This window comes from Bacillus paralicheniformis (assembly GCF_001042485.2).
Lineage (GTDB): Bacteria > Bacillota > Bacilli > Bacillales > Bacillaceae > Bacillus > Bacillus paralicheniformis.
The window spans coordinates 250,970-275,376 of the sequence record NZ_LBMN02000004.1 but is presented as its reverse complement, the minus strand read 5'-3'; the positions used below and the strand labels follow the sequence as shown (position 1 = coordinate 275,376).

Genomic DNA, 24,407 nt, shown 5'->3' with positions numbered 1-24,407 from the left:
TTTTTGTCTCTGTATCTAGGACGACGGCTGCAAGCAAACCGTTCAATTGTATTTCAATAAGATAAAAAATCATCTTGTTTTCCGAGCGGGGTTTATGATGTACTGGAATTTAAAGGGGTGTGAGTAAAAAGGGATGGAACTGCAAAAACAAATCGTCTATGAAGAAAAACAAATTTTAAGGAAAGATCATATCATCTTTTGGGGTGCCGTCTTTTGTTTCTGGTTTGCTACATACATCTATGTCCCTGTTTTCGGATTATATTTAGACAACATCGGATTTTCATATTCAGCGATAGGAATAATACTCGGAAGCTACGGCGTCACCCAGATATTACTGCGGTTTCCGTTCGGCATCCTGTCAGATGTTCTTTCGCCGCTTAGAAAACAGCTGTTGATCAGCGGCTTTGCAATGTCTCTGTTGAGCTGCTGCATATTTCTGTTGTCCGATTCGTTCATCATGGTGATCACGGCCAGGCTGCTCGCCGGTATGACTGCGGCGATGTGGGTGATGGCAACCGTTTTATACTCGCAGTATTTCACAAAAGATCAATCGTCAAAAGCGATGGGCATCCTGCAGTTTTTAACGGTTCTCCCCCAATTTGTCAGCATGGCTGTCAGCGGATACCTCGTCCATTTGTTCGGCTGGATGTTTCCGTTTTGGATCGGTGTTGCCGTTTCGTGCATCGGGCTGATTCTGTCATTTTACATTAAAGATAACTGCCCCCGCCATACGGCCAAAGGGATGGCTTTGTCAGACTATGTTAAACAGACGTTGCGTCTTCCTAATTTAAAAGCGATTACAACATTATCGTTTTTAGCCCATGCCGTGCTATTTATGACCGTGTTCGGGTTCACGCCGATTTACGCGGAATCGGTCGGCATTGATGAGAAGCAGCTGATTTGGATTATGTGCGCTTTTTTTGTTCCGCAAACGCTGGCTTCCGTGTGGTGTATCTTTTACAAAGTAAAGGCCGCCGATGCACTGATATGGATATCTTATGTGATAACGGCTGTTTTCTTTTCCTTGCTGCCGTTTGCCGAGAACCTTTTCGCAGTGTGTGTGATCCACGCCGTGACAGGACTGACATTGGGGTTTATTTTTCCGCTTTTGGTCAGCAAAGTCGTCCAGCTTGGTACGCCTCAGCTCAAAATGTCTGTGATGGGTTTCTATCAATCTTTTTATGCGCTCGGTTTTTTTCTCGGACCGGTTGTGGCGGGAAAAACGGCTGAACTGTTCGGGCTGCGGGAGGTTTTTTGGTTTGCCGGGGCTTTGTCATTAGCAGGGGCAGGAGTGATGCTCGTTTCAAAGCAGTTTTCGATACGTACAAAAAGCAGGCGGGGATGATGCCTGCTTTTTGCCTTGCTCAATAAGATATTTTAGCAGAGCCGGCAGGATACCAATTGCCATTCTGCGCTTTTGCCCATCCGTAAACCATATCACCTGAATTGACCTTTTCTCTGATCAGCTCAAGCCTTTCGCTTGAGTTTGCCTCATACCTGCTTCCCGTTTTTGCCGGTATTTTCACAGATAAAATGTTGTCCTTTAATGTATCAGGCTCCTCATCAGTGCTTGTCCATGCGACTCTTTCATAATAAGTCTGATTAAACGGACTCTCCAATCCTTTAATATAAAAGCGGACTGTTTTGCCAACCACCTTGACATCTGTATAGGCCGTGCTGTAGGGATGAATCGATTCCTGAGAAATTGACTTTCCGTATGCCAAAATAGACGTTCCGCCAGCACCGCAAAGCATGATTCCCAACATGAAAACGACCGCTGCCAACTTTTTCAACATGAAAACTCCTCCTTTTTTTCAACTCTTTATACATGTTTAATTTTACCATATTTTCCGTTTGCTTCTTTGTTGTGGATTTGTACATTTGTTGAATATAGGGAAATATTGGTAAAAGGGAGTAAGCGGGGATAAGCTTCTTTTGCTCGTTATTTTCTCGACAAATTGGAGCGAACACCCTAAACCTCTTTCTGTATTCTTCTTTTTCCTCCACTGCTGAACCGATTGTCTCCATTATTCCAAAATAAAAAGGATACGCTGAAGCGCATCCATATCTTAATATCAGTTTGAATAGATAATGAAGATCCTTTAATAAGGATCTTCACTATGGCCTTTTTCTTCCGCCTGTCTCGGCGCATCTTCGGCGCCTTCTGCCCCGATCGGCTCCCGGCTGGATGTATTTTGGCTGGAAGCGTTTTTTAATCCTTCTTCGACCCTGCTGCCATATTCCTTGTCGCATTGCTTGAGCATCTCGATCATTTTCGTTTGAATTCTTTGATCGCAGGGGGCAAGTGTATTGACCAGATTCGTAATCAGCTCGTCCTTTTCCCAGTCTTCGAAATGCCTGTACGTGTCCCCGGCCTGCTTGAAATTATTCTGCCTTTCGATACTTTCGCGCACCAGATTTCCTTCGACATGCGGTGTATATTCTTTGCCGTCCTGCTTCGCTTCTTTCAGCCCGTTGATAGTTGAAGGTTCATAGTTGATGTGCGGGCTTTGATTTTTGCCTAAGTCGACCTTGTACTGCATCTGGCCGCCCCGCTGATTGGTTGCCACCCTTTTTTTCGGCGCATTGATCGGCAGCTGCAGATAGTTGGCCCCTACCCTGTATCGCTGTGTATCAGAGTAGGAAAACGTACGTCCCTGAAGCATTTTGTCATCGGAAAAATCAAGTCCGTCGACAAGAACCCCTGTTCCAAATGCCGCTTGCTCGACTTCTGTAAAGTAGTCTTCGGGATTTTTGTTTAATACCATTTTGCCGACAGGAAGCCAAGGAAATTGCTCCTCAGGCCATAGCTTCGTATCGTCAAGCGGATCAAAATCGAGTTCAGGATGCTCATCATCGCTCATGATTTGAACGAACAACTCCCACTCGGGATAGTCTCCCCGCTCAATCGCTTCGTATAAATCCTGTGTAGCGTGATTGAAGTTCTTCGCCTGAATTTCTTCCGCCTCTTTTTGCGTCAAGTTTTTTATGCCCTGCTTCGGTTCCCAGTGATACTTCACAAGGACGGCTTCTCCTTCTTGGTTTACCCATTTGTACGTGTTGACACCGGACCCCTGCATCTGCCGGTAGTTTGCCGGAATGCCCCAAGGAGAAAACAAAAATGTGATCATGTGCATGGCTTCAGGCGTGTTGGAAATGAAGTCAAAGATTCTTTCGCCATCCTGCAAATTCGTAACCGGGTCCGGCTTAAATGCATGGATTAAATCAGGAAACTTCACCGCATCGCGGATAAAGAAGATCTTCAAGTTGTTTCCGACTAGATCCCAGTTCCCGTCCTCCGTGTAAAACTTAACGGCAAATCCGCGGGGATCGCGAAGCGTTTCCGGTGAAGATATCCCGTGGGTCACCGTCGAAAAACGGACAAACACCGGGGTTCTCTTCCCTTTTTCCTGAAACAGTTTTGCTCTCGTATATTTTGAGACCGGCTCATCGCCTGCTGTTCCATAAGCTTCAAAATAGCCGTGCGCTCCGGCCCCCCTGGCATGGACGACCCGTTCGGGAACCCTCTCCCTGTCAAAGTGGCTGATCTTCTCCAAGAAATCATAGTTCTCCAATGTGGAAGGCCCCCGGTTGCCCACGGTCCTGATATGCTGATTGTTTGTGATCGGGTGGCCCTGCCGGTTCGTTAACGTCTCATCCGTCTCCATGTCAGATTTCTGCTCGTTTGAATGCTGATCCATCTCCGTACCTCCTTTATTTGGAATTAATAATAACTTATCCCAAATGAAGGGAGTTATTCAGTTTTAATATATTTAATCAACGATAATGAATTTTTCTTTATAATTATTATAAATAAATATTGTTTTTTTCTTGAGAAATGTTATCATTGTTTTATAATTAAAATTTACGCGAGGTGATCCTTTGATGACGACAAATAAAAACAACCTAACAACCAGCTGGGGCGCTCCCGTTGGAGACAACCAAAACTCAATGACAGCTGGTTCACGCGGACCGACGCTGATTCAGGACGTCCACTTGCTCGAAAAGCTCGCCCACTTCAACAGAGAGCGTGTGCCTGAACGAGTTGTGCATGCAAAAGGCGCCGGTGCGCACGGTTACTTTGAAGTCACAAATGACGTTTCCAAATATACAAAAGCCAAATTTTTATCAGAAGTCGGAAAACGCACACCGTTATTCGTCCGTTTTTCCACTGTTGCAGGCGAAAACGGTTCAGCCGATTCCGTCCGCGACCCGCGCGGATTTGCTGTTAAATTTTATACAGAGGAAGGGAACTATGATCTCGTCGGAAACAACACACCTGTTTTCTTTATTCGCGATGCGATTAAATTCCCTGATTTCATTCATACACAAAAGCGCCATCCGGTCACACATTTGAAAAACCCGGATGCCGTATGGGATTTTTGGTCATTGTCTCCAGAGTCCCTTCACCAGGTGACCATCCTGATGTCTGACAGAGGCATCCCCGCCACTTACCGGCACATGCACGGTTTCGGTTCCCACACATTCAAATGGGTGAATGCCGAAGGAGAAGGCGTCTGGATCAAATACCACTTCAAAACAGAACAAGGCATTAAAAACCTGACCGAAGAAGTGGGGACAAAGATTGCAGGTGAAAACCCCGATTATCATACACAGGACTTGTATGAGGCGATTGAAAAAGGAGACTTCCCGGCATGGAAGCTGTACGTTCAAATCATGCCGCTGGAGGATGCGGATACGTACCGTTTTGATCCGTTCGATGTTACAAAAGTATGGTCGCAAAAAGATTATCCGCTGATTGAATTCGGCCGCATGGTTCTAAACCGCAATCCGGAAAACTATTTCGCAGAGGTTGAACAAGCTACATTCTCCCCTGGAACATTGGTGCCCGGCATTGAACCGTCTCCCGACAAAATGCTCCAGGGACGCCTGTTCGCATATGCGGATGCGCACCGCTACCGCGTCGGCGCAAACCATAACAGCCTGCCGATCAACCGTCCGAAAGCGGACGTCCATAATTATCAAAGAGACGGACAAATGCGCTTTGATTCAAACGGCGGGGGCTCTGTCTACTATGAACCGAACAGCTTCGGAGGCCCTCAGGAATCTCCTGAAAACAAAACAACGGCTTATCCGGTGTCTGGTTCGGCGGACAGCACTTCTTACGACCATAACGACCACTACACACAGGCTGGCGATCTTTACCGCCTCTTGAGCGAAGAAGAGCGGACTCGTCTTGTCAGCAATATCGTAGGTTCGATGAAGCAGGTGACAAAAGACGAAATCAAGCTTCGGCAAATTCAGCATTTCTATAAAGCAGATCCGGAGTACGGCACACGAGTTGCCGAAGGATTGGGCTTGTCCGTTCCGCAGGAAGTTTAAGGCTAAATCACAATCATTCTCAATGAATATTCTCATTTTCTCAGGTACAGGCACCCGTCTTCTTAAGCATGCGGGTGCCTGACCTTAATCAAAGAACGACAGGGGATGTTACGTGTGGAAGACGAACAGCTCGTCCCTTTCTTAAAGAAGCGGGGTTTACGAATAACGGCTCAGCGCGTCCTGATTTTAAAAACGATTGCTTCTCTGGGCGGCCACCCATCGGCGGAAGACATTCACCGGGAATTGCCGTACATGAGTCTCCCGACAATCTACAGCAACTTGAAATTATTTGTGAAGCTCGGCATTTTAAAAGAGCTGTCCCACGGAGACGCAAAAAGCAAATATGAATTATTTACATCAGAGCACTATCATGTTGTCTGTAAATCATGCGGAAAAATCGCTGATCTGGACTATCCTCACCTCAAAGAGGTTGAGCATGCAGCAGCACAATTGACGAACTTTAAAGTGAACTCGCATTATTTAGGGATTTACGGAATCTGTACAACATGCCAAGAACAGCAGCAGAGGTGAAGACATATGAACCGAAAAAAAGTCGGCCTGTTAGTCATGGCATACGGAACCCCTTATCAGGAAGAAGATATCATTCCGTATTACACGCATATCCGTCATGGAAAACGGCCGTCCGATGATATGATTGAAGACTTGAAAAAACGCTACAAGCATATCGGCGGAATCTCTCCGCTCGCGGAAATTACGCTCGCTCAGGCAAAAGAGCTGGAAAAAACGTTGAACGAGCGCCAAGATGAGGTCGAATACGTGATGTATCTCGGCTTAAAACACATCTCTCCGTTTATCGAGGATGCGGTTGAACAAATGAAAAAAGACCAAATTGAAGCGGCCGTTTCCGTCGTCTTAGCTCCCCACTATTCCACCTTCAGTACCGAAGTATACAATCGGCGCGCCAAACAGGCCGCAGCAGCAATCGGCGGCTCCCGGATCGCATCGATTGACGAATGGTACCAGGAAGAAGGCTTTATTCGCTATTGGTCTGAAGAAATCGGCAGCATTTTAAACGGCATGTCTGAAAAAGAACGAAAAAAAGCGGTTCTTGTATGCTCAGCACACAGCCTGCCGGAAAAAATCAAGGAGCATGGAGATCCATACCCGGATCAACTCGAGAAAACGGCCCAACTAATCGGAGAACAACTGTCGTTTGACCAGATCGCCGTAGGCTGGCAAAGTGAGGGCAACACACCCGATCCGTGGCTTGGTCCGGATGTCCAAGACTTAACAAAAGAACTGTATCAGGAAGGCTTCCGGTCATTTATTTACGCACCGGTCGGATTTGTCTCTGACCACTTGGAAGTGCTGTATGACAACGACTATGAGTGTAAAGCGGTTACGGACGAGCTTGGCGCAAGCTATCACCGTCCGCCTATGCCGAACACCGATCCGCGCTTCATCGATACGCTTGCCGCAGTCGTTGAGCGAACATACAACAGCACAGAACAGGAGAAAGCGGGACTGTAAATCGCTCCGAAAAATGAAAAACTGAAGAAAACATGATTTAGAAGCAGAATCTATGGCTATTCATTTCCATAGATTCTTTTTTTTGCACCATTATGATGAAAGACCTTCAACTAAAAATGCGCTTATTCTCAGATTCGTGTCATTTGGCATAATCACCAGCTTATGCGCAAATCCAACTCACATCATGATTATTCAGATTATTCAGAAACGTATGCTATGCTCTCTCTGATTCCAATAAAAGGGAGGGATCATCAGTGTCCATCACTTGGCATCCGCCGTAATTGTAAGCGCTTCCTATATAGCGGCGGAATGAAAAAAGAATAGGAGGAATGAATGTGAAGAAATTAATCAGCATCATCTTTATCTTTGTATTAGGGGTTATCGGGTCTTTGACAGCGGCGGTTTCGGCAGAAGCAGCTTCTTCGTTAAGCTCGGGCAAAGTAAATCCGCTTGCCGATTTCAGCTTAAAAGGCTTCGCGACACTAAACGGCGGAACAACAGGCGGAGAAGGCGGTCAGACGGTAACCGTAACAACGGGAGATCAGCTCATTGCGGCATTAAAAAATAAGAATGCAAATACGCCATTAAAAATTTATGTCAACGGCACCATTACAACCTCAAATACATCTACATCAAAGATTGACGTCAAAGACGTGTCAAACGTATCGATTGTCGGGTCAGGGACCAAAGGCGAACTCAAAGGCATCGGCATTAAAGTATGGCGCGCCAACAACATCATCATCCGCAACTTAAAAATTCACAAAGTAGCTTCCGGCGATAAAGACGCGATCGGCATTGAAGGCCCTTCTAAAAACATTTGGGTTGATCATAACGAGCTTTACCACAGCCTGAACGTTGACAAAGATTACTATGACGGATTATTTGACGTCAAAAGAGACGCCGAATATATTACATTCTCTTGGAACTATGTGCACGATGGCTGGAAATCCATGCTGATGGGCTCATCGGACAGCGACAATTACAACCGGACGATTACATTCCACCATAACTGGTTCGAAAATCTGAATTCGCGGGTGCCGTCATTCCGTTTCGGAGAGGGCCACATTTACAACAACTATTTCAATAAGATCATCGACAGCGGAATTAATTCGAGAATGGGCGCACGTATCAAAATTGAGAACAACCTTTTTGAAAACGCCAAAGATCCAATTGTCTCTTGGTACAGCAGTTCACCAGGCTATTGGCATGTATCCAACAACAAATTTATAAACTCCAGGGGCAGCATGCCGACTACCTCTACTACAACCTATAATCCGCCATACAGCTACTCACTCGACAATGTCGACAATGTAAAATCAATCATCAAACAAAATGCCGGAGTCGGCAAAGTCAATCCATAAACTTTGAGGTGAAACGTTCGGAGGCATTCCGAGCGTTTCACTCATTTCCATCCTCATACGCTTTCCAAACCGTAGGCAGCAGATCGGAAAGTTCATGTGCGAGAAGCGTATGGGCCGATCTGGTCTTTGTCCATGCATCAGCACATGCGCCATGCAGGTGGACAGCATTCAACACCGCTTCTCTCGGATTCTCATGACAGCACAGCATTCCGAGAAGCATCCCGGTTAACGTATCTCCGGTTCCTCCCTTTGCCAGCGCCCCGTTTCCCGTTACATTCCTCCAGCACTTGCCATCCGGGAAAGCAATGATCGTTTCATTGCCTTTCAATACAAGAGTAACACCGTGTTCCTCTGCATAATCTCGAGCATAACCGGCCCGGTTCGTCTCAATTTCTTGAATGGACAAGCCTGTCATTTTCGAAAATTCCCCCGGATGCGGCGTTAATATCACCGGTGCTTCCCTTTCTTGATACGTTCGTTTTGAAAGAGCACCCGCATCAAGGACAACCGGGCAGTCTTTCGTCAATACATTCCGGACCGCTTGCTCAGTCATTTGCGAAGGCGGCAGCCCCGGCCCGATCGCAATCGCCCGGTAAGGTTCGGCAATCTCGCCGGACGCCGCCTTTTCTAAGCCGTCCCGCCAATACGTCGCTTCAGGGAGAACGGGGACGATCAACGGAATGGCACTTCCGCACGTTCCGATGACAAGCTTTCCAAGACCGCTCCGCATCGCCCCAATTCCTGCAAGGAGAGCCGCTCCCGGCATATCATCGCTTCCCGCGAGCAAAAGGCCGGTTCCATAAGTTCCTTTATGACTTCCATTCCCCCTTTTCGGCAATGAGCCCTTCACACAGTCTTTCGTCCATATCGGCAATTGTTCTGCAGACATCCCGGATCACACCTTTCAATACAAAGTTTAAACAAACGTTTAATTAAATACTAACTGAATCATACCCTTCACCGCTCTTTAACATGCAAAATAAAAGCAGTTGATGAGCGGGCCATATAAAAAAAGACAGCTTCTCGACTTGAAGCTGTCTTTTGCGGTTTTCTACTAAGAAAGCCGGCCGACAGGCGCATCCAGACGATAAAGTCTTGAATAGCGCGGATTGTTTTCCAAAAGCTGCTGATGGCTCCCTGCCATTGCAAGCTTCCCTTTGTCTAAAAACAGAATCCGGTCGGCCGCTTCGGCTCCTGCCAAATGGTGTGTAATCCATAGAACCGTCTTTCCATCAAGCACTTGAAACATCGTTGATAGAAGCTCTTTCTCTGTTTTAGGATCAAGACCTATAGTCGGTTCATCCAATACAACGATTGGCGCATTCTGCAGCAGAATCCGCGCCAATGCAATCCGCTGACGTTCTCCGCCTGAAAAACGAATGCCCGTTTCCTGAACAGATGTATGATATCCTTCGGGTAGAGACTGAATATAATCGTGAAGCTTCACCTGGCGCGCCGCCCAATACACGTCCTCATCGCTCGCGTCAGGGTTTCCGAGCCTGATATTATTCAAAACCGTCGTATCAAACAGATGCGGCTGCTGATTAAAAACGGAGACTGCGCGTGAGATTTCTCCCTGAAGAGACTGCACAGAAATGCCGTTCAATGTAATGTTTCCTTTAGAAGGAGCGAGCGCCCCTTGTATTAACGACAAGATCGTCGATTTACCAGCGCCGCTCGGCCCGAGCAAAGCGGTCTTTTCCCCCTGCTTTAATATAAATGAAACACCGTCCAACACCGGATGGCCTTCTTCATAAGAAAAACAAACATCTTCAAAGCGAAGCGTGACATCGTCCAAACCTACAGCCTCCGCCCGTTCCTGCTGAACAGCGCCTCCAATTTCTTCCCTTTTCGGCGGCTCAAGCCCGTCCATTCTTTCTAAAGAATCCTGATACTCAGGGATTGACGCCGCTGCGTCTGAAAGCGGAAAGAAAGCTTCTGTCAAAGGAAACACAACAAGGACAAACGCTGCAATAAACACAGGAGCCAGGGCGCCTTCCGCGCTTTGTCCGCCCGCCCATATTAACATCAGAAGAACAAGTCCTGCCGCCAGGCATTGCATGGCAAAGTCCCTCCAACGACTGAAGCGCATCCGTTTCTTTTCGATCGCCAGCCATTCCTGCTCTGCCGCTTCATACGCATGGACGAAGTCGTTTTGCCGGCCGCTGAACACCCAGTCGCTCACGCCCATGACCGCGTCTGTCAGCTGACGGTACAAGAGGCTTCGTCCTCTTTTCAGCGCAACATTTTTCGCCCTTGTCACAAGCAGGGAAACAAGCGGAACAAGAAACACGAAAACCGCTGCATAGATCGCGATCAGCCCTGCAAAAGGCCATGAAAAAAAGCCAATAGCAGTGATGAATACGCCATATAAAAGAAGCGCCGACAGCCCGGGAAATACCGTTCTCAAATACATGTCCTGCAAATGCTCAACATCGTCGGCCAAAATGCCGAGCATATCCCCCGTCCGAAAGCGTTCACGCCATTTTAAAGCTTGAGGTTCCAGCATCCTGTAAAGCCTGACGCGCATATCGGATAAAATTTTCAAGATGATATGGTGTCCGGTCAATCGCTCAACATAGCGCGACACCGAGCGCAGAATCCCGAAGGTGCGGACCGCTACGATCGGGACATAAATCATCAAAACATTTTCCGGACGCGTAGCCGCTTTGGATATTAAATAACCGGAGGTAAACATGAGAGCTGCAGCCGAGCATGCCGTCAATCCGCCAAGCAACACGACAATGATCAAAAGCCTTATATTTTTCTTGATATAGGGCAGAATCCACCCGTCTTCATTGTTCATGATGCACCTCCAAACGACTGCGCCTGCACAAGCTCGTAATAAACGCCCCGCTTTTCAATCAATTCTTGATGTGTACCGGTTTCAGCCACCTGTCCATTCTTCAGCACGATAATTTCATCCATATCAAGCATCCAGTGAAGACGATGAGTTGCCATAAAAACCAGCTTGTCTTCAAACAATTTCAGCATCGTTTTTTTCAATTCGTATTCTGTTTCGATATCCAAGTGAGCGGTCGGCTCATCTAAAAGGAGAATCGGACGGTTGCCTAGGAAAGCCCGGGCAACGGCTGTGCGCTGCGCCTGTCCGCCGCTTAATGCCCTCCCGCCTTCACCGATCCGCTCCTCTAAGCCGGACGGAAGCTGATCAATCAGCTCCGTCAGCCCGGCGGCTCTTGCTGCCTGTTCAACTTCTTCGTCAGAAGCGCCGGGATGATAAAAACGGATATTGGCTCCGAGCGTATCCGGAAAGATATAGGGATGCTGCGGAATATACAGGAGCTGATTTTGCCAGCTGTCTGTCTGCAAATGCGTCCTCTCTTTTCCCCCGACTTTGATCACGCCGCTTTTCGTTTCCAAGAAACCGCCGAGCACATCGATAAGCGTAGATTTTCCGGCACCGCTTTCTCCGATGATTCCGATTTTTTTCTTTCCTTTAAACGATAGAGAAATGCCGGATAATGAGGAGTTTTCCTCCTCATCATGCCGCACCTCTACATCCTTGAACTCGATTTGATCGTTGTCTGACCATCGCTCAAGATCCAAAGGCGCCTCATCCTTGAAACCGGGCGACTCCAATATCGCCTTGATCGCTTTACCGGCTTCCCGTCCGTTCAACGTAGCATGATAGTCATTGCCGACTTCCCGGACAGGGAGAAAAAACTCAGGCGCAAGAATCAGAATGGCTAGCGCCGGCTCCAGTATGATAGTGCCGTCAACAAGACCGAGACCGAGAAAAACGGCTACGGTTGCCACGGACAGCATGGTGAAAAAATCCAGTGCAAACGAAGACAGAAAGGCAATTTTAAGCGTGCCCATCGTCGCTTTCCTGTACCGTTCGCTCACATGAAAAATATTCTTCGTATGTGAACGGCTCATGCCCAGCACTTTCAATGTTTCCAGGCCGCGCAAGGAATCAGTAAAATGATTTGAAAGCATCTCATACGTCTTCCACTGGCTGTCCGCTTTTCTCTTTGCCGCATAGCCGAGAAGGATCATAAATGCGATTAAAATCGGCAGCGTAATCATTAAGACTGCAGCGGAGGATGTGTCTTTAAAAAAGACATAACAGACAACCGCCGGCGGTATAACAGCCATGCTGATCATTTTTGGCAAAAACAGCTCCAAATAGCGGCGAAACTGCGCAATTCCTTCCATCGCGAGTGTGACGACGTGACCTGTTCCTTCTTTTCTCGCCAGTCCGGGGCCGGATTGGAAAAGCTTCTCCAAAAACTTTTTCCGCAGGTCGGCCCCCGTCTTGGCGGCATAATCAAAAATCAGCCTTTGCCTGACAAGGGTCACGGCATGGCGGAATAAAAAAGCGGCGGTAAATAAGATGATCAGCGGAACAAGCGAACCGACCCGCTCGCCGTTAAAAAGGCGGGTCACCGCTTCAGCAAGCCATTCGGCCTGCATGATAATAGCTGCGCCCTGCATGCATGTCAGTACGGTGAGTGCTGCAAGAATTCGCTTCATTCCTTTATATTGCAAAAGATCTTTTCCCATTAATAAATCATTGGCTCCTTACTGCTGACCCGTTTTCGAAAAACATAGTAGCTCCAGATCTGATAGCCCAGCACGAACGGAAGCAGTGACAGCGCGACGATCGTCATCACTTTTAAAGAATAGTCTCCTGATGAAGCATTATAAACCGTTAAATCATATGCGCTTTTGACCGAGCTGATCATGACGCGCGGGAACAGCGCAGTGAAAATCGTCGCCACTGTGAGGGCGATCCCAGCCCCTGTCATAGCAAATGTCCAGCCGTCGCGTTTTTGTTTCATAAATACGATCGACAGCACATAACAAACGACAATCAGAGCCGCAAGAGGTATCGTCACATGTCCCCTGCCCGTGAACAAGTCCGTTTCAAAAATGGATAAAGCAACAAAGGCAACAAGCGCCGCCAAAACGGCGAATACGACTTTTTTAGCCAGCTGTCTTGCCCGGTCGCGCAAATCGGCTTCCGTTCTCAACGTAATAAAGATCAGGCCGTGCAGCAGGCAGAGAAGTGTAACGGTGACTCCCCCTGTTACGGAATAGACGTTCACATAGTCAGTAAAACCGGCGTGCAGATTCATATCGGCATCAATCGGCATACCGCGCAAAATACTGGTAAATAAAACACCGAACAAAAACGGGGGCAGAATGCTGCCGAAGAATACGACCCAATCCCATGTTTTCTTCCATTTTGCGGTTTCGACTTTCCCTCTAAATTCAAACGCGACTCCGCGTCCGATCAATGCAAGAAGAACAAAGACAAACGGAATGTAATATCCGCTGAACATCGTGGCATACCAGTTTGGAAAAGCCGCGAAAATCGCGCCTCCCCCAGTCAGCAGCCAGACTTCATTGGCATCCCAGAAAGGGCCGATCGTATTGATCATCACCCTCCGTTCAAGCTCGTTGCGCCCGAGAAACCGGGTCGCCATTCCGACGCCGAAATCAAAACCTTCAAGAAAGAAAAAACCGATGAACAGCACAGCGACTAATATAAACCAAAGTTCATTAAGAGATACCATGGTAAACCTCCTGATCAAACGGGTCTGTCGATACGGAATCGTCATGATGGTGGTCATGGTGTGCAGCCCCTTTTTTAATCTCCCGCACAAACAAGTAGACAAGAACGAGCGCCAGTACAAGATAAATCGCTGTAAACGCGATGACGGAAAACAGCAGCATTCCCGCTGATACGTTCGGCGACACGGACTGCGCCGTTGTCAAAATACCGAACACCGTCCACGGCTGGCGTCCGATTTCAGTCATGATCCACCCCGCCGTATTTGCAATGAATGGAAAGGCGATTAAAGCCACCATCGTCCGCAAAAACCATTTGCTTGTTTCAAGTCTTTTACGGAAGCTGAGATAGAGGCCAGTCAAAGCGGCAACGATCATTAAAAGTCCTGAACCGGCCATGATTCTGAAGCTCCAGAACGTCGTTTTCACCGGCGGAATATAATTTCCTTCTCCGTATTTTTCTTCATATTGCTTTTGCAGCGTCTTCATTCCGGGCACATCGCCGCTGAATTGTTTATAAGCCAAATAGCTGAGCGCATACGGGATGCTGAGCTCTGATTTGTTTTCCTGCTTGTCCGCGTCAATGTTCGCAAGCACCGTCCAAGCTGCAGGATCGCCGCTGTCATCCCAAAGCGCTTCGCTGGCAGCCATTTTCATCGGCTGGCTCTTCATCAGATGCTGGGCCTGCTCATGTCCGCTGAACGCTACGCCGATGCCGGAAACAAGCGCCACAATCATCGCGATTTGAAAGGATTTTTTAAAAAAGAGCAATTCCTGTTTTTTCAGCATTTTATACGCGCTGACACCGGCAATGAAAAACGCTCCGGTGGCAAGCGCACCGAAAATGACGTGCGGAAATTCAACCCATAGCTGCGGATTTTTAATAATCGCAAAGAAATCGGTCATTTCCGCGCGGCCGTTTTTGATCGCGAATCCGACAGGCTCCTGCATAAACGAGTTGGCCGCTAAAATCCAAAACGCCGACATGATCGTTCCAAGCGAAACAAGCCAGATGGACAGCAAATGAATCTTCTTCGGAAGCCGGTCCCAGCCAAATATCCACAAACCGATAAACGTCGATTCCATAAAGAAAGCAAGCAGCGCCTCCACCGCGAGCGGAGCGCCGAATACATCACCGACAAAGCGGGAGTACTCCGACCAGTTCATTCCGAACTGAAATTCCTGTAGAATCCCGGTGACCACACCGACTGCAAAATTAATTAAAAATAAGTGCCCCCAAAATTTAGCCATCGTTCTGTAAATGTCTTTTTTCTTTACGACGTATAGAGTTTCCATTAAAGCAACCATAAAGACAAGCCCGATTGACATCGGCACAAAAATAAAGTGAAAGATCGTTGTTGAAGCAAATTGAAATCTTGCCAAAATGAGTTCGTCCACTGTTCCAGTCTCCTCCTCTTTGTTCTAGCCGGACCGTTGCCGAATGGCATCACCCTTGCTCAAAGTTTCACATGAATCTTATGAATATGATCACAGACAAAAGGGTGACCTTGGCCCACATTGATGTTCCGTTATTATCCGGATGGTTATTTATACCTGTACTTTACCGCGAATCCCTTCTTAAATAAAGTACATATTCCCTAATTTATGGATGTCATTGTGACAATTATCCGAAGAAATTATAGCTATTTTGTGACACTGTGGTTAACAAGAACTAAATCAGCATGAGAAAAATGCCCCTCATTCCCGCGGAGCATTTCGTCATTCAACGATTGCGATTCTCTGCGCAAAGCCTTGCGGATCAAAAGAATACCGTTATATGCAATCAAACAAATTCGGCGCTTTCCTTCAGCTTGAAAACGCCTGACGGAAAGTCCTGCTATTTTGTCCAATCTGTGAAATCTTCCCTCAGCCTTTTGCGCACGTCCTTCATCTATGCCTTCATGCAGCACTTGCTGATTACACTGCGCATTTACCTGCTTGCTGCCGTATCCCTCCCTGTCGAGCTATTTTTGAAACATCGCTCCCTCAGGCTTTTACGAATGGATGGAATATTTATTACTTGAAAATAAACAATAACGATACCCTGTTTATTCTATGAAAATCGAACCATACATTTGTTCAAACAAAATACACAAAATTTGTGAAATGTTTCACAATATCCTGCTATACTTAGTTTGTATTTATGATAGATACTTCTTAAGTAAACACTTGATGGTGGTGGAAAACATGGAATCAAAATCACTTGTTCTAGTCGAAGAGCTTGCCTTAAAAAAGCAAAGCATCTTTATGCAAAGCCCGCTTCGTTATCTTTTACGAGCTATGCTGGCCAGTATGTTTATCGGGTTCGGAGTCATTGTAGCGTTTAAAACGGGGAATCTATTTTATGTTGAACATTCTCCGTTCACATATCCAATTGCAGCAATCACATTCGGGGGCGCCATCATTCTGATCGTCTATGGCGGAGGAGATTTATTTACGGGAAATACATTTTATTATACATTGGCTGCGCTTCGTAAAAAAATGCGTTGGCCCGCTGTTATCAAGCTGTGGATGTTCAGCTATGCAGGAAATTTAATGGGCGCCGTGTTTTTCGCAGGCCTCATCTTTGCGACCGGTTTATTTAAGGATCCTTCTTCCACCGGCTTTATACTTAGCGTGGCGGAACATAAAATGAATACGCCGGTGACCGAATTGTTTTTCAAAGCGATTTTGTGTAACTGGCTAGTCTGCCTTGCGTTCTTTGTTCCGATGGCGCAAAAAGGAGACGGAGCGAAAATGTTCTCTATGATGCTGTTTGTTTTTACTTTCTTTATTTCCGGTTATGAACACAGCATCGCGAACATGGCCACTTTTGCCGTCTCTCTGGTCACCGAGCATCCGGATACGATTTCGATTGCAGGCGCAATCCATAACTTGATTCCGGTAACCCTCGGGAACCTGATCGGAGGCGCGTTTATGATGGGCTTCATGTACCACTATGCAAACAAGCCGGGCGGTGAAGAAATCATCAAATAAAAAGATTGTCCATTTTTAAAGGATTCTAAATATGCAGGTTCCCTTCATAAAATCGTGGTAACTTTAAAAATGGAGGTTCAGCAGATGCAAAGTTTTCATTCGCTTTGCCAGCAGTTTGGACATATTTTAAATTGGGAGCCGCACATTGAACACGGTGTCTGTTCTGTCAGCATCAAACGGAATTTGCGCGTCACGATTCAAGGAAGGCCAAGCCGTGGAGTCGGCATGGAAGAAGTCATGTTCGAGTCGCTCGATCAAAACGGAATCGCCTTGAATATGGCCGAAGTTGCCATTTTGCCTGAAGAAATTCCGTTGTTTACAAAAAAGCTTGTCGATCAAGGCATCATCATCAGCGCTCTCCACAATCATTGGATTTTTACAAAACCGAATATTTTATATATTCATTTTCAATCTGTAGAACCGCCGTTAACATTCGCAAGAAAAACAGCTGCCGCTTTATCCGTATTGCGATAAAGCAGCAGCTGTTTTCTTTATCCGTTCATTTTTCCCATTTCTGAAAGTGCGACCCTTTCGACTGCTTTGGCCACAATCTCGTGAACATCAGGATTCAGCGGATCAGGCACAAGATCGCCTTGTTTTGTGCAGGATGCGATCGCTTCGGCGGCCGCGACCAGCATTGGGTGGCTGATCGATTCCGCTCCGGCATTTAACACGCCCCTGAAAATACCGGGGAACCCCAGCACATTGTTGACAGACCGTCCATCCGCAGCGTAGGCTGCCCCGGCCTCAAGCGCATCCTCAGGCTCAATCTCCGGCTTCGGATTGGACAGAGCCAAAATCACCTGGCCTTCCCGAACCCATTTCTTATTGATCAATCCCGGAACGCCGGTTGTCGCGACGATGATATCGCAGCTTTCCATCAATTCTTCGATGCTTTCAGCCGCATGGCCGCCATAGTTCTCTAAACGCGCCATCGCCTCAAGCGATTTATCCGTTCCGATGACACGTTTTACCCCATATGCCATAAACATTCTGCAGATCGCGACCCCTGCCGCACCCAGGCCGATTTGGCCGACATGGGCCTGCTTCAGATCGACCCCTGCACTCTTGGCGGCTGAAATGGCGGCCGCCAGTGTCACCACCGCAGTACCGTGCTGGTCGTCATGCATGACCGGAATATTCAGGTCGTTTTTCAGGCGCTCTTCGATTTCAAAACAATGCGGTGAACCGATGTCTTCAAGCAAAATACCGCTAAATCCGGGCGCAATGTTTTTAACCGTCCGCACGATTTCGTCAGGATCATTCGTATCAAGCAGAATCGGAACTCCGCTGATGTCTGCAAGCTGGTCGAAAAGCGCGGCCTTCCCTTCCATAACAGGCATTCCCGCCACAGGCCCAATGTCTCCCAAGCCTAGGATGGCCGTACCGTCCGTTACAATTGCAACCGAATTGCCGATGCCTGTATAGATATTCGCTTTTTGCGGCTCTTCTTTAATAAGCTCGCACACATTCGCGACACCCGGCGTATACACCCGCCGCAGATCAGCGAGCGAGCGGATCGGCATCTTGCTTTTCACGCGGATCTTGCCGCCTTCATGGGCAGCCAGTACGTCGTCTGAAACGGTATGAAGATGGATGCCTTCTTTTAAGTTGCGGATCACTTCAAGGATCTCGGTAAGCTGTTCTTCATGCTCAACTTGAACCGTAATGTTCCGCATCGTATAATTCGGCCCCACCTTGATCGTTTCAACCTCTCCGATATCACCGCCGGCAAGGCCGATCGCCGTTGTCACCTTTCCAAGGTTTCCTGGTGCTGAAGGGATTTCCAGCATCAAATTCCGAATAATATTGTTGCCATTCATAACAGAATACCTCCATCAATTGTTTTAAAATCGGCTACTGAACCGGCGAGTCTTTTTTATCGGTGTACCAAATAAATTTACCTGTGTATCCGTACAAAATCGCAAGGCCGATTGAAACAAAGCTCAGCCACATGAACGGCAGATAAGAGAAGGTTGACACGCCGAGAATCCCCGCCATATATATACCGTTGTCTGACCACGGCACCATGCCTGACGTCATCGTACCGCCGACTTCCGCGTTTCTGGAGAGCACCCTCCGGTCAATTCCGAGCTTGTCATAGCTTTTCTCCATAATTTTCGGTGTTAAAATGAGCGAGACGTACATCGCGCAGCCGAACACATTCGCCAGGAAAGCGACGATAATCGTCGAGAATGTGACGTTGCCGGCAGAAGTCAGCTTTTGCTGGAATTTGGACACGATCACTTTTAGAACGCCTAAGTGCTCCAAAAGGCCGCCAAAGCCCAGACCGAGAATGATAACGACGACCGAACCGAGCATGCCTTGAATTCCTCCGCGGTTTAAGAGCTCGTCCATAAATTTGATCCCGGTGTCGATGGAAAAGCCGTTGTATGCCGTACCAAGTGCATCCGCAAAATTCATGCCTTGGAAGACCGCAGCCCAGATCGCCCCCAAAAGTGCGCCGATCGCGATCGTCGGCACAGACGGCTTTCTCATGGCCAAAAGAACGATAACGATAACAGCCGGAACAAGCATCCAAATATGAATATCAAACGTGTTTTGCAAAGAAGTTTTCAAAAATTCGACTTTCTGCAAATCGACATTTTTACTACCGTAAATAAATCCGGTAATGGTGAACAACACCGCCGTGATCAAATAGGCGGGAACCGACAAATACAACATCGCTCTGACATGGGTAATCACTTCGACCTTTGAAAGGGATGACGCAAGCACTGTACTATCGGAAAGCGGTGATAATTTATCTCCGAAATAGGCGCCGGACAGCACGGCTCCGGCTACAAGCGGAAGCGGTAGCCCCAGCCCTTCACCGATTGCCATCATGGCGATCCCGGCCGTTCCTACAGTACCCCAAGACGTACCTGTGGCCACAGAGGTGATCGAACAAATAATGAGCGTGGCAAGCAGGAATATGCTCGGATGGATAAACTCAAGCCCGTAATAAATCAAAGTCGGCACAACACCGCCGGCTATCCATGTACCGATCAGAGCGCCGACGGCAATCAGGATCAATATCGCTTCGAGTCCGTTTGAAATTCCGTTTGTAATCGATTTTTGCAAATCTTCATACCGGTGCCCCAGGCGCAGACCGAGCAAAATCACTAAAAACCATGAAATAAACAATGCCAGCTGAATCGGCAGATCAAATTTGACTGTAAATGAACAAACTATCGCTAAAAATGCACCTAATACACAAATGATTTCCAACATTGATGGCAACCGTGCTGTTTTCAACCTAAATCCCCCTTATTATTGAAACGCTTTCAAAATAAGCTACATAAAAATAGCAATCTGCTTCAATTTTTTCTTAAAAATTTAACTAACAACGAACAGTATACCACGAAAAAGGCTGACGCGGTACCACTTCACCGCTGTTGTCCTTTCTCTTCATAAAGTTATTGAAGGAAAGCGAAAACACTCTGTGTTTCTATCCCGGTAAAATGCTTCAGAGTGTTTTCGCGTACTGTTTTTTCAGCTTAATCCCGATTTAAAAGTTCAGCCCCGGCAATCCCCGGTTTTGTCATTTCATAAGGATTCAAAATCAGATCAAGCTCTTCTTCTGTCAACACATCGTTTTGAAGACAGAGATCGCGGACGGATTGCCCTGTTAAAATCGCTTCTCTTGCAATTCTTGCAGCTGCTTCGTAGCCAAGATGCGGGTTGACCGCAGTAATGACGCCTGCGCTTTTTTCTACATATGCCTTTAAGCGTTTTTCATTCGCTTCGATTCCTGCTACACAGTGATCGGTAAACGAACGGAATCCGTTGTTCATGATGCTGATGGACTGCAGGAGATTAAAGACGAGCACTGGCTCCATCACATTCAGTTCGAGCTGTCCGGCTTCAGAAGCGAGACAAATCGTATTGTCGTTTCCGATGACTTGGAATGCGATTTGGTTGATCAGCTCGGCCATAACCGGATTGACTTTCCCCGGCATGATGGATGAACCCGGCTGTCTTGCCGGAAGAGAAATCTCAGCAAGTCCTGCACGCGGACCTGATGCCATCAACCGAAGGTCGTTGGCGATTTTCGACATGTTCATCATGCATACTTTTAATGCAGCCGAAACTTCAGTGTACGCGTCCGTATTTTGCGTCGCATCCACCAGATGGTCAGCGCCGACTAGCGGAAGACCGCTGATCTCAGCCAAGTGCTTGACAACATTTTCAATATAGCGCGGATCCGCGTTCAATCCCGTTCCAACCGCGGTAGCGCCCATATTGACTTCATACAGATGCTGACGCGATTGTTTAATCCGTTTGATGTCGCGTTCAATCACGCGGCTGTAAGCTTCAAATTCCTGCCCAAGGCGGATCGGCACTGCGTCTTGAAGATGTGTGCGGCCCATTTTAATGACGTGGTCAAAGTCGCGCGCTTTTTTCTTAAACGCGTCAAGCATGTATTCCATTGTGTCCAGCAGCTTTTCCAGCTGCTTGAGCGTTGAAATGTGAATCGCCGTCGGGAATACGTCGTTTGTCGATTGAGACATGTTGACGTGCGTATTCGGACTCAGGTGAATATACTCGCCTTTGTTGTGGCCGAGCAGTTCAAGTGCACGGTTTCCGATGACTTCGTTCGCGTTCATATTCATTGAAGTTCCTGCGCCGCCTTGAATCGGATCAACGATGAATTGATCGTGCAGCTTTCCTTCAAGGATCTCATCAGCGGCTTGGACAATGGCATCTCCAAGGCCTTTATAAAGACGTTTTGTCTCCATGTTGGCAAGCGCGGCCGCTTTTTTCACCACTGCCAGCGCTTTGATCATTTCTTCGTGGATTTTATATCCTGTAATTGGAAAGTTCTCCGCTGCCCGCAATGTCTGAATACCGTAGTAGACATCGGCCGGAATCTTTTTTTCTCCGAGAAAATCCTTTTCCGTCCGGTATGTCATTTCAGTTTTCATTTTTTAACCCTGCTTTCTTTTTTTAGATGATGATATCGTCTGCAATTGGCGTTTCCATAATCTTTTTGACTTCAGCTTGTTGTCCGGTTTTTCCTAGTGCCCACATCAGCTTCGGAACGATCGCTTCGGTGTTCATATTCCTCGAGCGGATGATGGCATCTTGGTTTACCTTGCGGCCGACCTCGTAAATGCTCATATCCTCTCCTTCTTCAAGGCATTGTGTCGTAATAGCTACGACTACTCCGGAATCGATCAGCTCGTTCACTTTTTCTAAAATGTTTCTTTTCTCAAAAGGAATGCCGCCGCTTCCGTAGCTCTCAATCACAATACCTTTATATGAACCTTTCAGACAATCAAAAAACTCAGGCTTTAATCCGGGATGAAGCTTCACCAGACAAACATCGGTATTTAAGGAGGTATCGAGTTTCAAAGCGCCTGGCTTCACTTCGGGAACCCGTTTGTTATACTCGATCTCCTTGTCATGAATGAAAGCAACGTAAGGATAATTGATGCTTTCAAATGCATCGTAGCTTTTTGTTCTTAATTTGATCGCTCTCGTGCCTAAAATGACGCGGCCGTCAAAGACGACGTAAACTCCGCCGATACCGTCGCACGCGAAGCGGACCGCATCTTTAATATTTTTTTTCGCATCCGTTTTCTTAAATGTAATCGGAACTTGGGAACCTGTAATCGCAACAGGCTTATCAATATTCTGCAGCATGTATGAAAGCGCCGCCGAGGTGTAGGCCATCGTATCGGTTCCGTGCGTGATCACAAATCCGTCGTAGCTGCTGTAATTCTCATATACAGCCTCAGCCATCATCACCCAATGTTCAGGCTGCATGTTGGTGCTGTCTATATCCATTAAAGATTGGCAATCTATCGTATAATTAGAATGGTCATCAGATAAATAGTTGAGAAGCTCTTCCGCTTTAACCCCCGGAGCCAGTCCGTTTTCGCCTTCTACTGAAGCGATGGTCCCGCCGGTGGTCAACAGCAGTAACTTTTTCATGTGCTACACCTCTTTAAGAAGTAGTTGTTTTATACAGTATAAAGCATGTTTTGTTTTTACGAAGAAGGCTTGATACATCAGGAATGTATACGCTTTATGCGTACCTTCAATGCAATTATAGTCCTCAAATGTGAAATAATCAAGAAACTTTATTCATTTCGCGTACACTTTTGCTGATAATGTGCTATAATCACTGTGTATTAAAAGGAGCGTAAGATATGAATTTAGATCGATTAACAACACTGAGAAAAAATAAAAAATGGTCATTGCAATATACTGCCGACCGCCTCGGTATTGCGAAAAGCACTTACGCGGGCTATGAATCGGGCTACCGCCGCCCTTCTTTAGAGGCGCTTATCGAAATCGCTGATTTATTCAATACTTCCACTGATTTTTTGCTTGGCAGAGTTGACGATCCCCGGGATGAAAAGGCTAAAAACGAAGCCATTGAACTGACGGAATGGGATAAGCTCAAGCTGGCAGTCGACGGGACGCTTCTTTCCGAAGAAGAAATCAAGCAGATGGTTGCGTTTATCAAGGTCAAAAAAGAGCTGGATGCGGGGTAAAATGACAGCGGTTAACCGCATGCTGCAAGTGTTATAAAAAGAAAAAAACTTGACTGGCCTTTTTAGCCAGTCAAGTTTTTTTGCTTTTATTGATGTAAAAATTTCACACAAACCGCTTCAGGAGCAGGAACTCCGGACTGCAAATGCGTCAGCCGGCCCGTTGTCCGGTCTCTTTCAAACAATGTCAATGTCCCTGTTTCCTGGTTGGAAGCGATTAAAAATTGTTCTGAAGGATCAATCTCAAAGTCGCGCGGCCATTCCCCTTCAGTTGATACGTGTTCAACCAGGGAAAGTTCGCCCGAATACTCGTTGATGCTGAAGACGGCGATGCTGTCGTGTCCGCGGTTTGAAGCGTATACAAATTTGCCGTCTTTAGTGACATGGATGGCGCCGCCCTGGCTTGCACCGTCAAACCCTTCCGGCAATGCCGAAATGACTTGAATCTCCCTGAATTCACCCAAATCAGGATTGTATTCCAACACGATGACTTCATTGCTCAGCTCCGTTAATACATACGCATACTTTTCCTGCGGATGGAACTCAATATGCCTCGGCCCTGACCCCGGTGCAGTTGCGTGTTTTTTCACCGCTTCAAGCCGGTCCTCTTTCAATTGATACGTAATGATATGATCCGTACCGAGATCGACGGCTACTGCATACTTCTCATCAGGTGTGAATCCGGAATAATGAGTATGCGCTTTTTCCTGCCTCTCATGCGGTCCTGTTCCCTCATGCTGCACTTTTGCTGAAGGCTCAAGCAAGCCGCGGCTTTCATTTAAAGGGTATGCCATGATCGTCCCGTTGTGGTAATTGGCGGACAGAACATAGCGGTTATTCTGATCGACGCTGACGTGGCAAGGCGATGGTCCTTCCCCGGCCTGCTGGTTGACGAAAGTCAGCTCTCCTGTGGAGCCGTCAACACGGTATGCGGCAACCCCGCCATTATCGCCGTCTTTGACCACTGCATAGAGCATTTCATTGTCTTTGGCGATATTCAAATATGTCGGACTGCCCAGCTTTGCTGCCGGCTTTGGCGTGCTTAACGCCTTTTTTTCCGTATCAAGCTCAAATGTATAAATCCCTTCGCTGTCTGCTTTTGTATATGTTCCGATATAGCCTCTGTATTTTGCCATTTGATCCTCTCCTTTTTTGACAGTCGTCCATTCCTATTTTAACTCACAGAAACTGAATTATC

21 protein-coding genes are annotated in these 24,407 nt (G+C 47.1%); 9 read left to right on the top strand and 12 right to left on the bottom strand.

Features of this window, described 5'->3' with window-relative positions:
• Positions 1-133: 133 nt before the first annotated feature.
• Positions 134-1,345, top strand: a complete 1,212-nt coding sequence (locus ACH97_RS03640; protein WP_020453424.1) for an MFS transporter — start codon at positions 134-136, stop codon at positions 1,343-1,345.
• Between the two features lie 19 nt (positions 1,346-1,364).
• Here the strand turns inward: ACH97_RS03640 and ACH97_RS03635 are convergent, their stop codons facing one another.
• A complete protein-coding gene (locus ACH97_RS03635) occupies positions 1,365-1,796 on the bottom strand; it encodes a hypothetical protein (RefSeq protein ID WP_020453425.1) in 432 nt (143 codons plus the stop codon).
• 306 nt (positions 1,797-2,102) lie between these two features.
• Positions 2,103-3,701 carry a catalase gene (locus ACH97_RS03630; RefSeq protein WP_020453426.1) on the bottom strand — a complete coding sequence of 533 codons (1,599 nt, stop codon included), beginning with the start codon at positions 3,699-3,701 and terminating at the stop codon, positions 2,103-2,105.
• A 184-nt stretch (positions 3,702-3,885) separates the two neighbouring features.
• Between ACH97_RS03630 and katA the strand changes: the two genes are divergently transcribed.
• The 4 genes from katA (at position 3,886) to ACH97_RS03610 (ending at position 8,195) form a co-directional block, all read left to right on the top strand.
• Entirely contained in the window at positions 3,886-5,343 is a 1,458-nt protein-coding gene (gene katA, locus ACH97_RS03625) for a catalase KatA (RefSeq protein ID WP_020453428.1), read from the top strand.
• A 114-nt stretch (positions 5,344-5,457) separates the two neighbouring features.
• Positions 5,458-5,874 carry a Fur family transcriptional regulator gene (locus ACH97_RS03620; RefSeq protein WP_020453429.1) on the top strand — a complete coding sequence of 139 codons (417 nt, stop codon included), beginning with the start codon at positions 5,458-5,460 and terminating at the stop codon, positions 5,872-5,874.
• Positions 5,875-5,880: 6 nt separating this feature from the next.
• The gene (gene hemH / locus ACH97_RS03615; RefSeq protein ID WP_048350102.1) at positions 5,881-6,834 is read left to right on the top strand and encodes a ferrochelatase; all 954 of its coding nucleotides are present in this window, start codon (positions 5,881-5,883) and stop codon (positions 6,832-6,834) included.
• 335 nt (positions 6,835-7,169) lie between these two features.
• Positions 7,170-8,195: a pectate lyase family protein gene (locus ACH97_RS03610; RefSeq protein WP_020453431.1), complete on the top strand. Its 1,026-nt coding sequence runs from the start codon at positions 7,170-7,172 to the stop codon at positions 8,193-8,195.
• A gap of 37 nt (positions 8,196-8,232) precedes the next feature.
• Here the strand turns inward: ACH97_RS03610 and ACH97_RS03605 are convergent, their stop codons facing one another.
• From ACH97_RS03605 to ACH97_RS03585, 5 genes are all read right to left on the bottom strand, one after another.
• A complete protein-coding gene (locus ACH97_RS03605) occupies positions 8,233-9,084 on the bottom strand; it encodes an NAD(P)H-hydrate dehydratase (protein WP_020453432.1) in 852 nt (283 codons plus the stop codon).
• Positions 9,085-9,249: 165 nt separating this feature from the next.
• The gene (gene cydC / locus ACH97_RS03600; RefSeq protein WP_023856943.1) at positions 9,250-11,001 is read right to left on the bottom strand and encodes a thiol reductant ABC exporter subunit CydC; all 1,752 of its coding nucleotides are present in this window, start codon (positions 10,999-11,001) and stop codon (positions 9,250-9,252) included.
• Positions 10,998-12,722: a thiol reductant ABC exporter subunit CydD gene (gene cydD / locus ACH97_RS03595; RefSeq protein ID WP_023856942.1), complete on the bottom strand. Its 1,725-nt coding sequence runs from the start codon at positions 12,720-12,722 to the stop codon at positions 10,998-11,000. The genes cydC and cydD overlap by 4 nt, the downstream gene beginning before the upstream one ends.
• Positions 12,722-13,738, bottom strand: a complete 1,017-nt coding sequence (cydB, locus tag ACH97_RS03590) for a cytochrome d ubiquinol oxidase subunit II (RefSeq protein ID WP_020453435.1) — start codon at positions 13,736-13,738, stop codon at positions 12,722-12,724. The genes cydD and cydB overlap by 1 nt, the downstream gene beginning before the upstream one ends.
• The gene (locus ACH97_RS03585) at positions 13,725-15,131 is read right to left on the bottom strand and encodes a cytochrome ubiquinol oxidase subunit I (protein WP_020453436.1); all 1,407 of its coding nucleotides are present in this window, start codon (positions 15,129-15,131) and stop codon (positions 13,725-13,727) included. Before ACH97_RS03585 ends, cydB begins: the two co-directional genes overlap by 14 nt.
• A gap of 284 nt (positions 15,132-15,415) precedes the next feature.
• Between ACH97_RS03585 and ACH97_RS23345 the strand changes: the two genes are divergently transcribed.
• From ACH97_RS23345 to ACH97_RS03570, 3 genes are all read left to right on the top strand, one after another.
• The gene (locus ACH97_RS23345; RefSeq protein WP_155121659.1) at positions 15,416-15,757 is read left to right on the top strand and encodes a hypothetical protein; all 342 of its coding nucleotides are present in this window, start codon (positions 15,416-15,418) and stop codon (positions 15,755-15,757) included.
• Between the two features lie 163 nt (positions 15,758-15,920).
• The gene (locus ACH97_RS03575) at positions 15,921-16,709 is read left to right on the top strand and encodes a formate/nitrite transporter family protein (RefSeq protein ID WP_020453437.1); all 789 of its coding nucleotides are present in this window, start codon (positions 15,921-15,923) and stop codon (positions 16,707-16,709) included.
• An 84-nt stretch (positions 16,710-16,793) separates the two neighbouring features.
• Complete coding sequence (locus ACH97_RS03570) at positions 16,794-17,183, top strand: DUF1259 domain-containing protein (RefSeq protein ID WP_023856940.1); 390 nt, start codon at positions 16,794-16,796, stop codon at positions 17,181-17,183.
• A gap of 17 nt (positions 17,184-17,200) precedes the next feature.
• On the opposite strand, the gene ACH97_RS03565 is transcribed toward ACH97_RS03570, so the two are convergent.
• The 4 genes from ACH97_RS03565 to ACH97_RS03550 all read right to left on the bottom strand — a co-directional run bounded on the left by ACH97_RS03565 (position 17,201) and on the right by ACH97_RS03550 (position 22,646).
• A complete protein-coding gene (locus ACH97_RS03565) occupies positions 17,201-18,532 on the bottom strand; it encodes an NAD-dependent malic enzyme (protein WP_020453439.1) in 1,332 nt (443 codons plus the stop codon).
• Positions 18,533-18,566: 34 nt separating this feature from the next.
• Positions 18,567-19,964 (bottom strand): Na+/H+ antiporter NhaC, encoded by a 1,398-nt coding sequence (nhaC, locus tag ACH97_RS03560; RefSeq protein ID WP_020453440.1) that lies wholly within the window; start codon positions 19,962-19,964, stop codon positions 18,567-18,569.
• A 242-nt stretch (positions 19,965-20,206) separates the two neighbouring features.
• Positions 20,207-21,634, bottom strand: a complete 1,428-nt coding sequence (aspA, locus tag ACH97_RS03555) for an aspartate ammonia-lyase (protein WP_020453441.1) — start codon at positions 21,632-21,634, stop codon at positions 20,207-20,209.
• Between the two features lie 22 nt (positions 21,635-21,656).
• The gene (locus tag ACH97_RS03550; RefSeq protein ID WP_020453442.1) at positions 21,657-22,646 is read right to left on the bottom strand and encodes an asparaginase; all 990 of its coding nucleotides are present in this window, start codon (positions 22,644-22,646) and stop codon (positions 21,657-21,659) included.
• A gap of 218 nt (positions 22,647-22,864) precedes the next feature.
• Here ACH97_RS03550 and ACH97_RS03545 point away from each other — a divergent pair, with 218 nt between their 5' ends.
• Entirely contained in the window at positions 22,865-23,212 is a 348-nt protein-coding gene (locus ACH97_RS03545) for a helix-turn-helix domain-containing protein (protein WP_020453443.1), read from the top strand.
• A gap of 86 nt (positions 23,213-23,298) precedes the next feature.
• Here ACH97_RS03545 and ACH97_RS03540 read toward each other — a convergent pair whose 3' ends face one another.
• Positions 23,299-24,345, bottom strand: coding sequence for a lactonase family protein (locus tag ACH97_RS03540; RefSeq protein ID WP_020453444.1), 1,047 nt, complete (start codon positions 24,343-24,345; stop codon positions 23,299-23,301).
• Positions 24,346-24,407 lie beyond the last annotated feature (62 nt).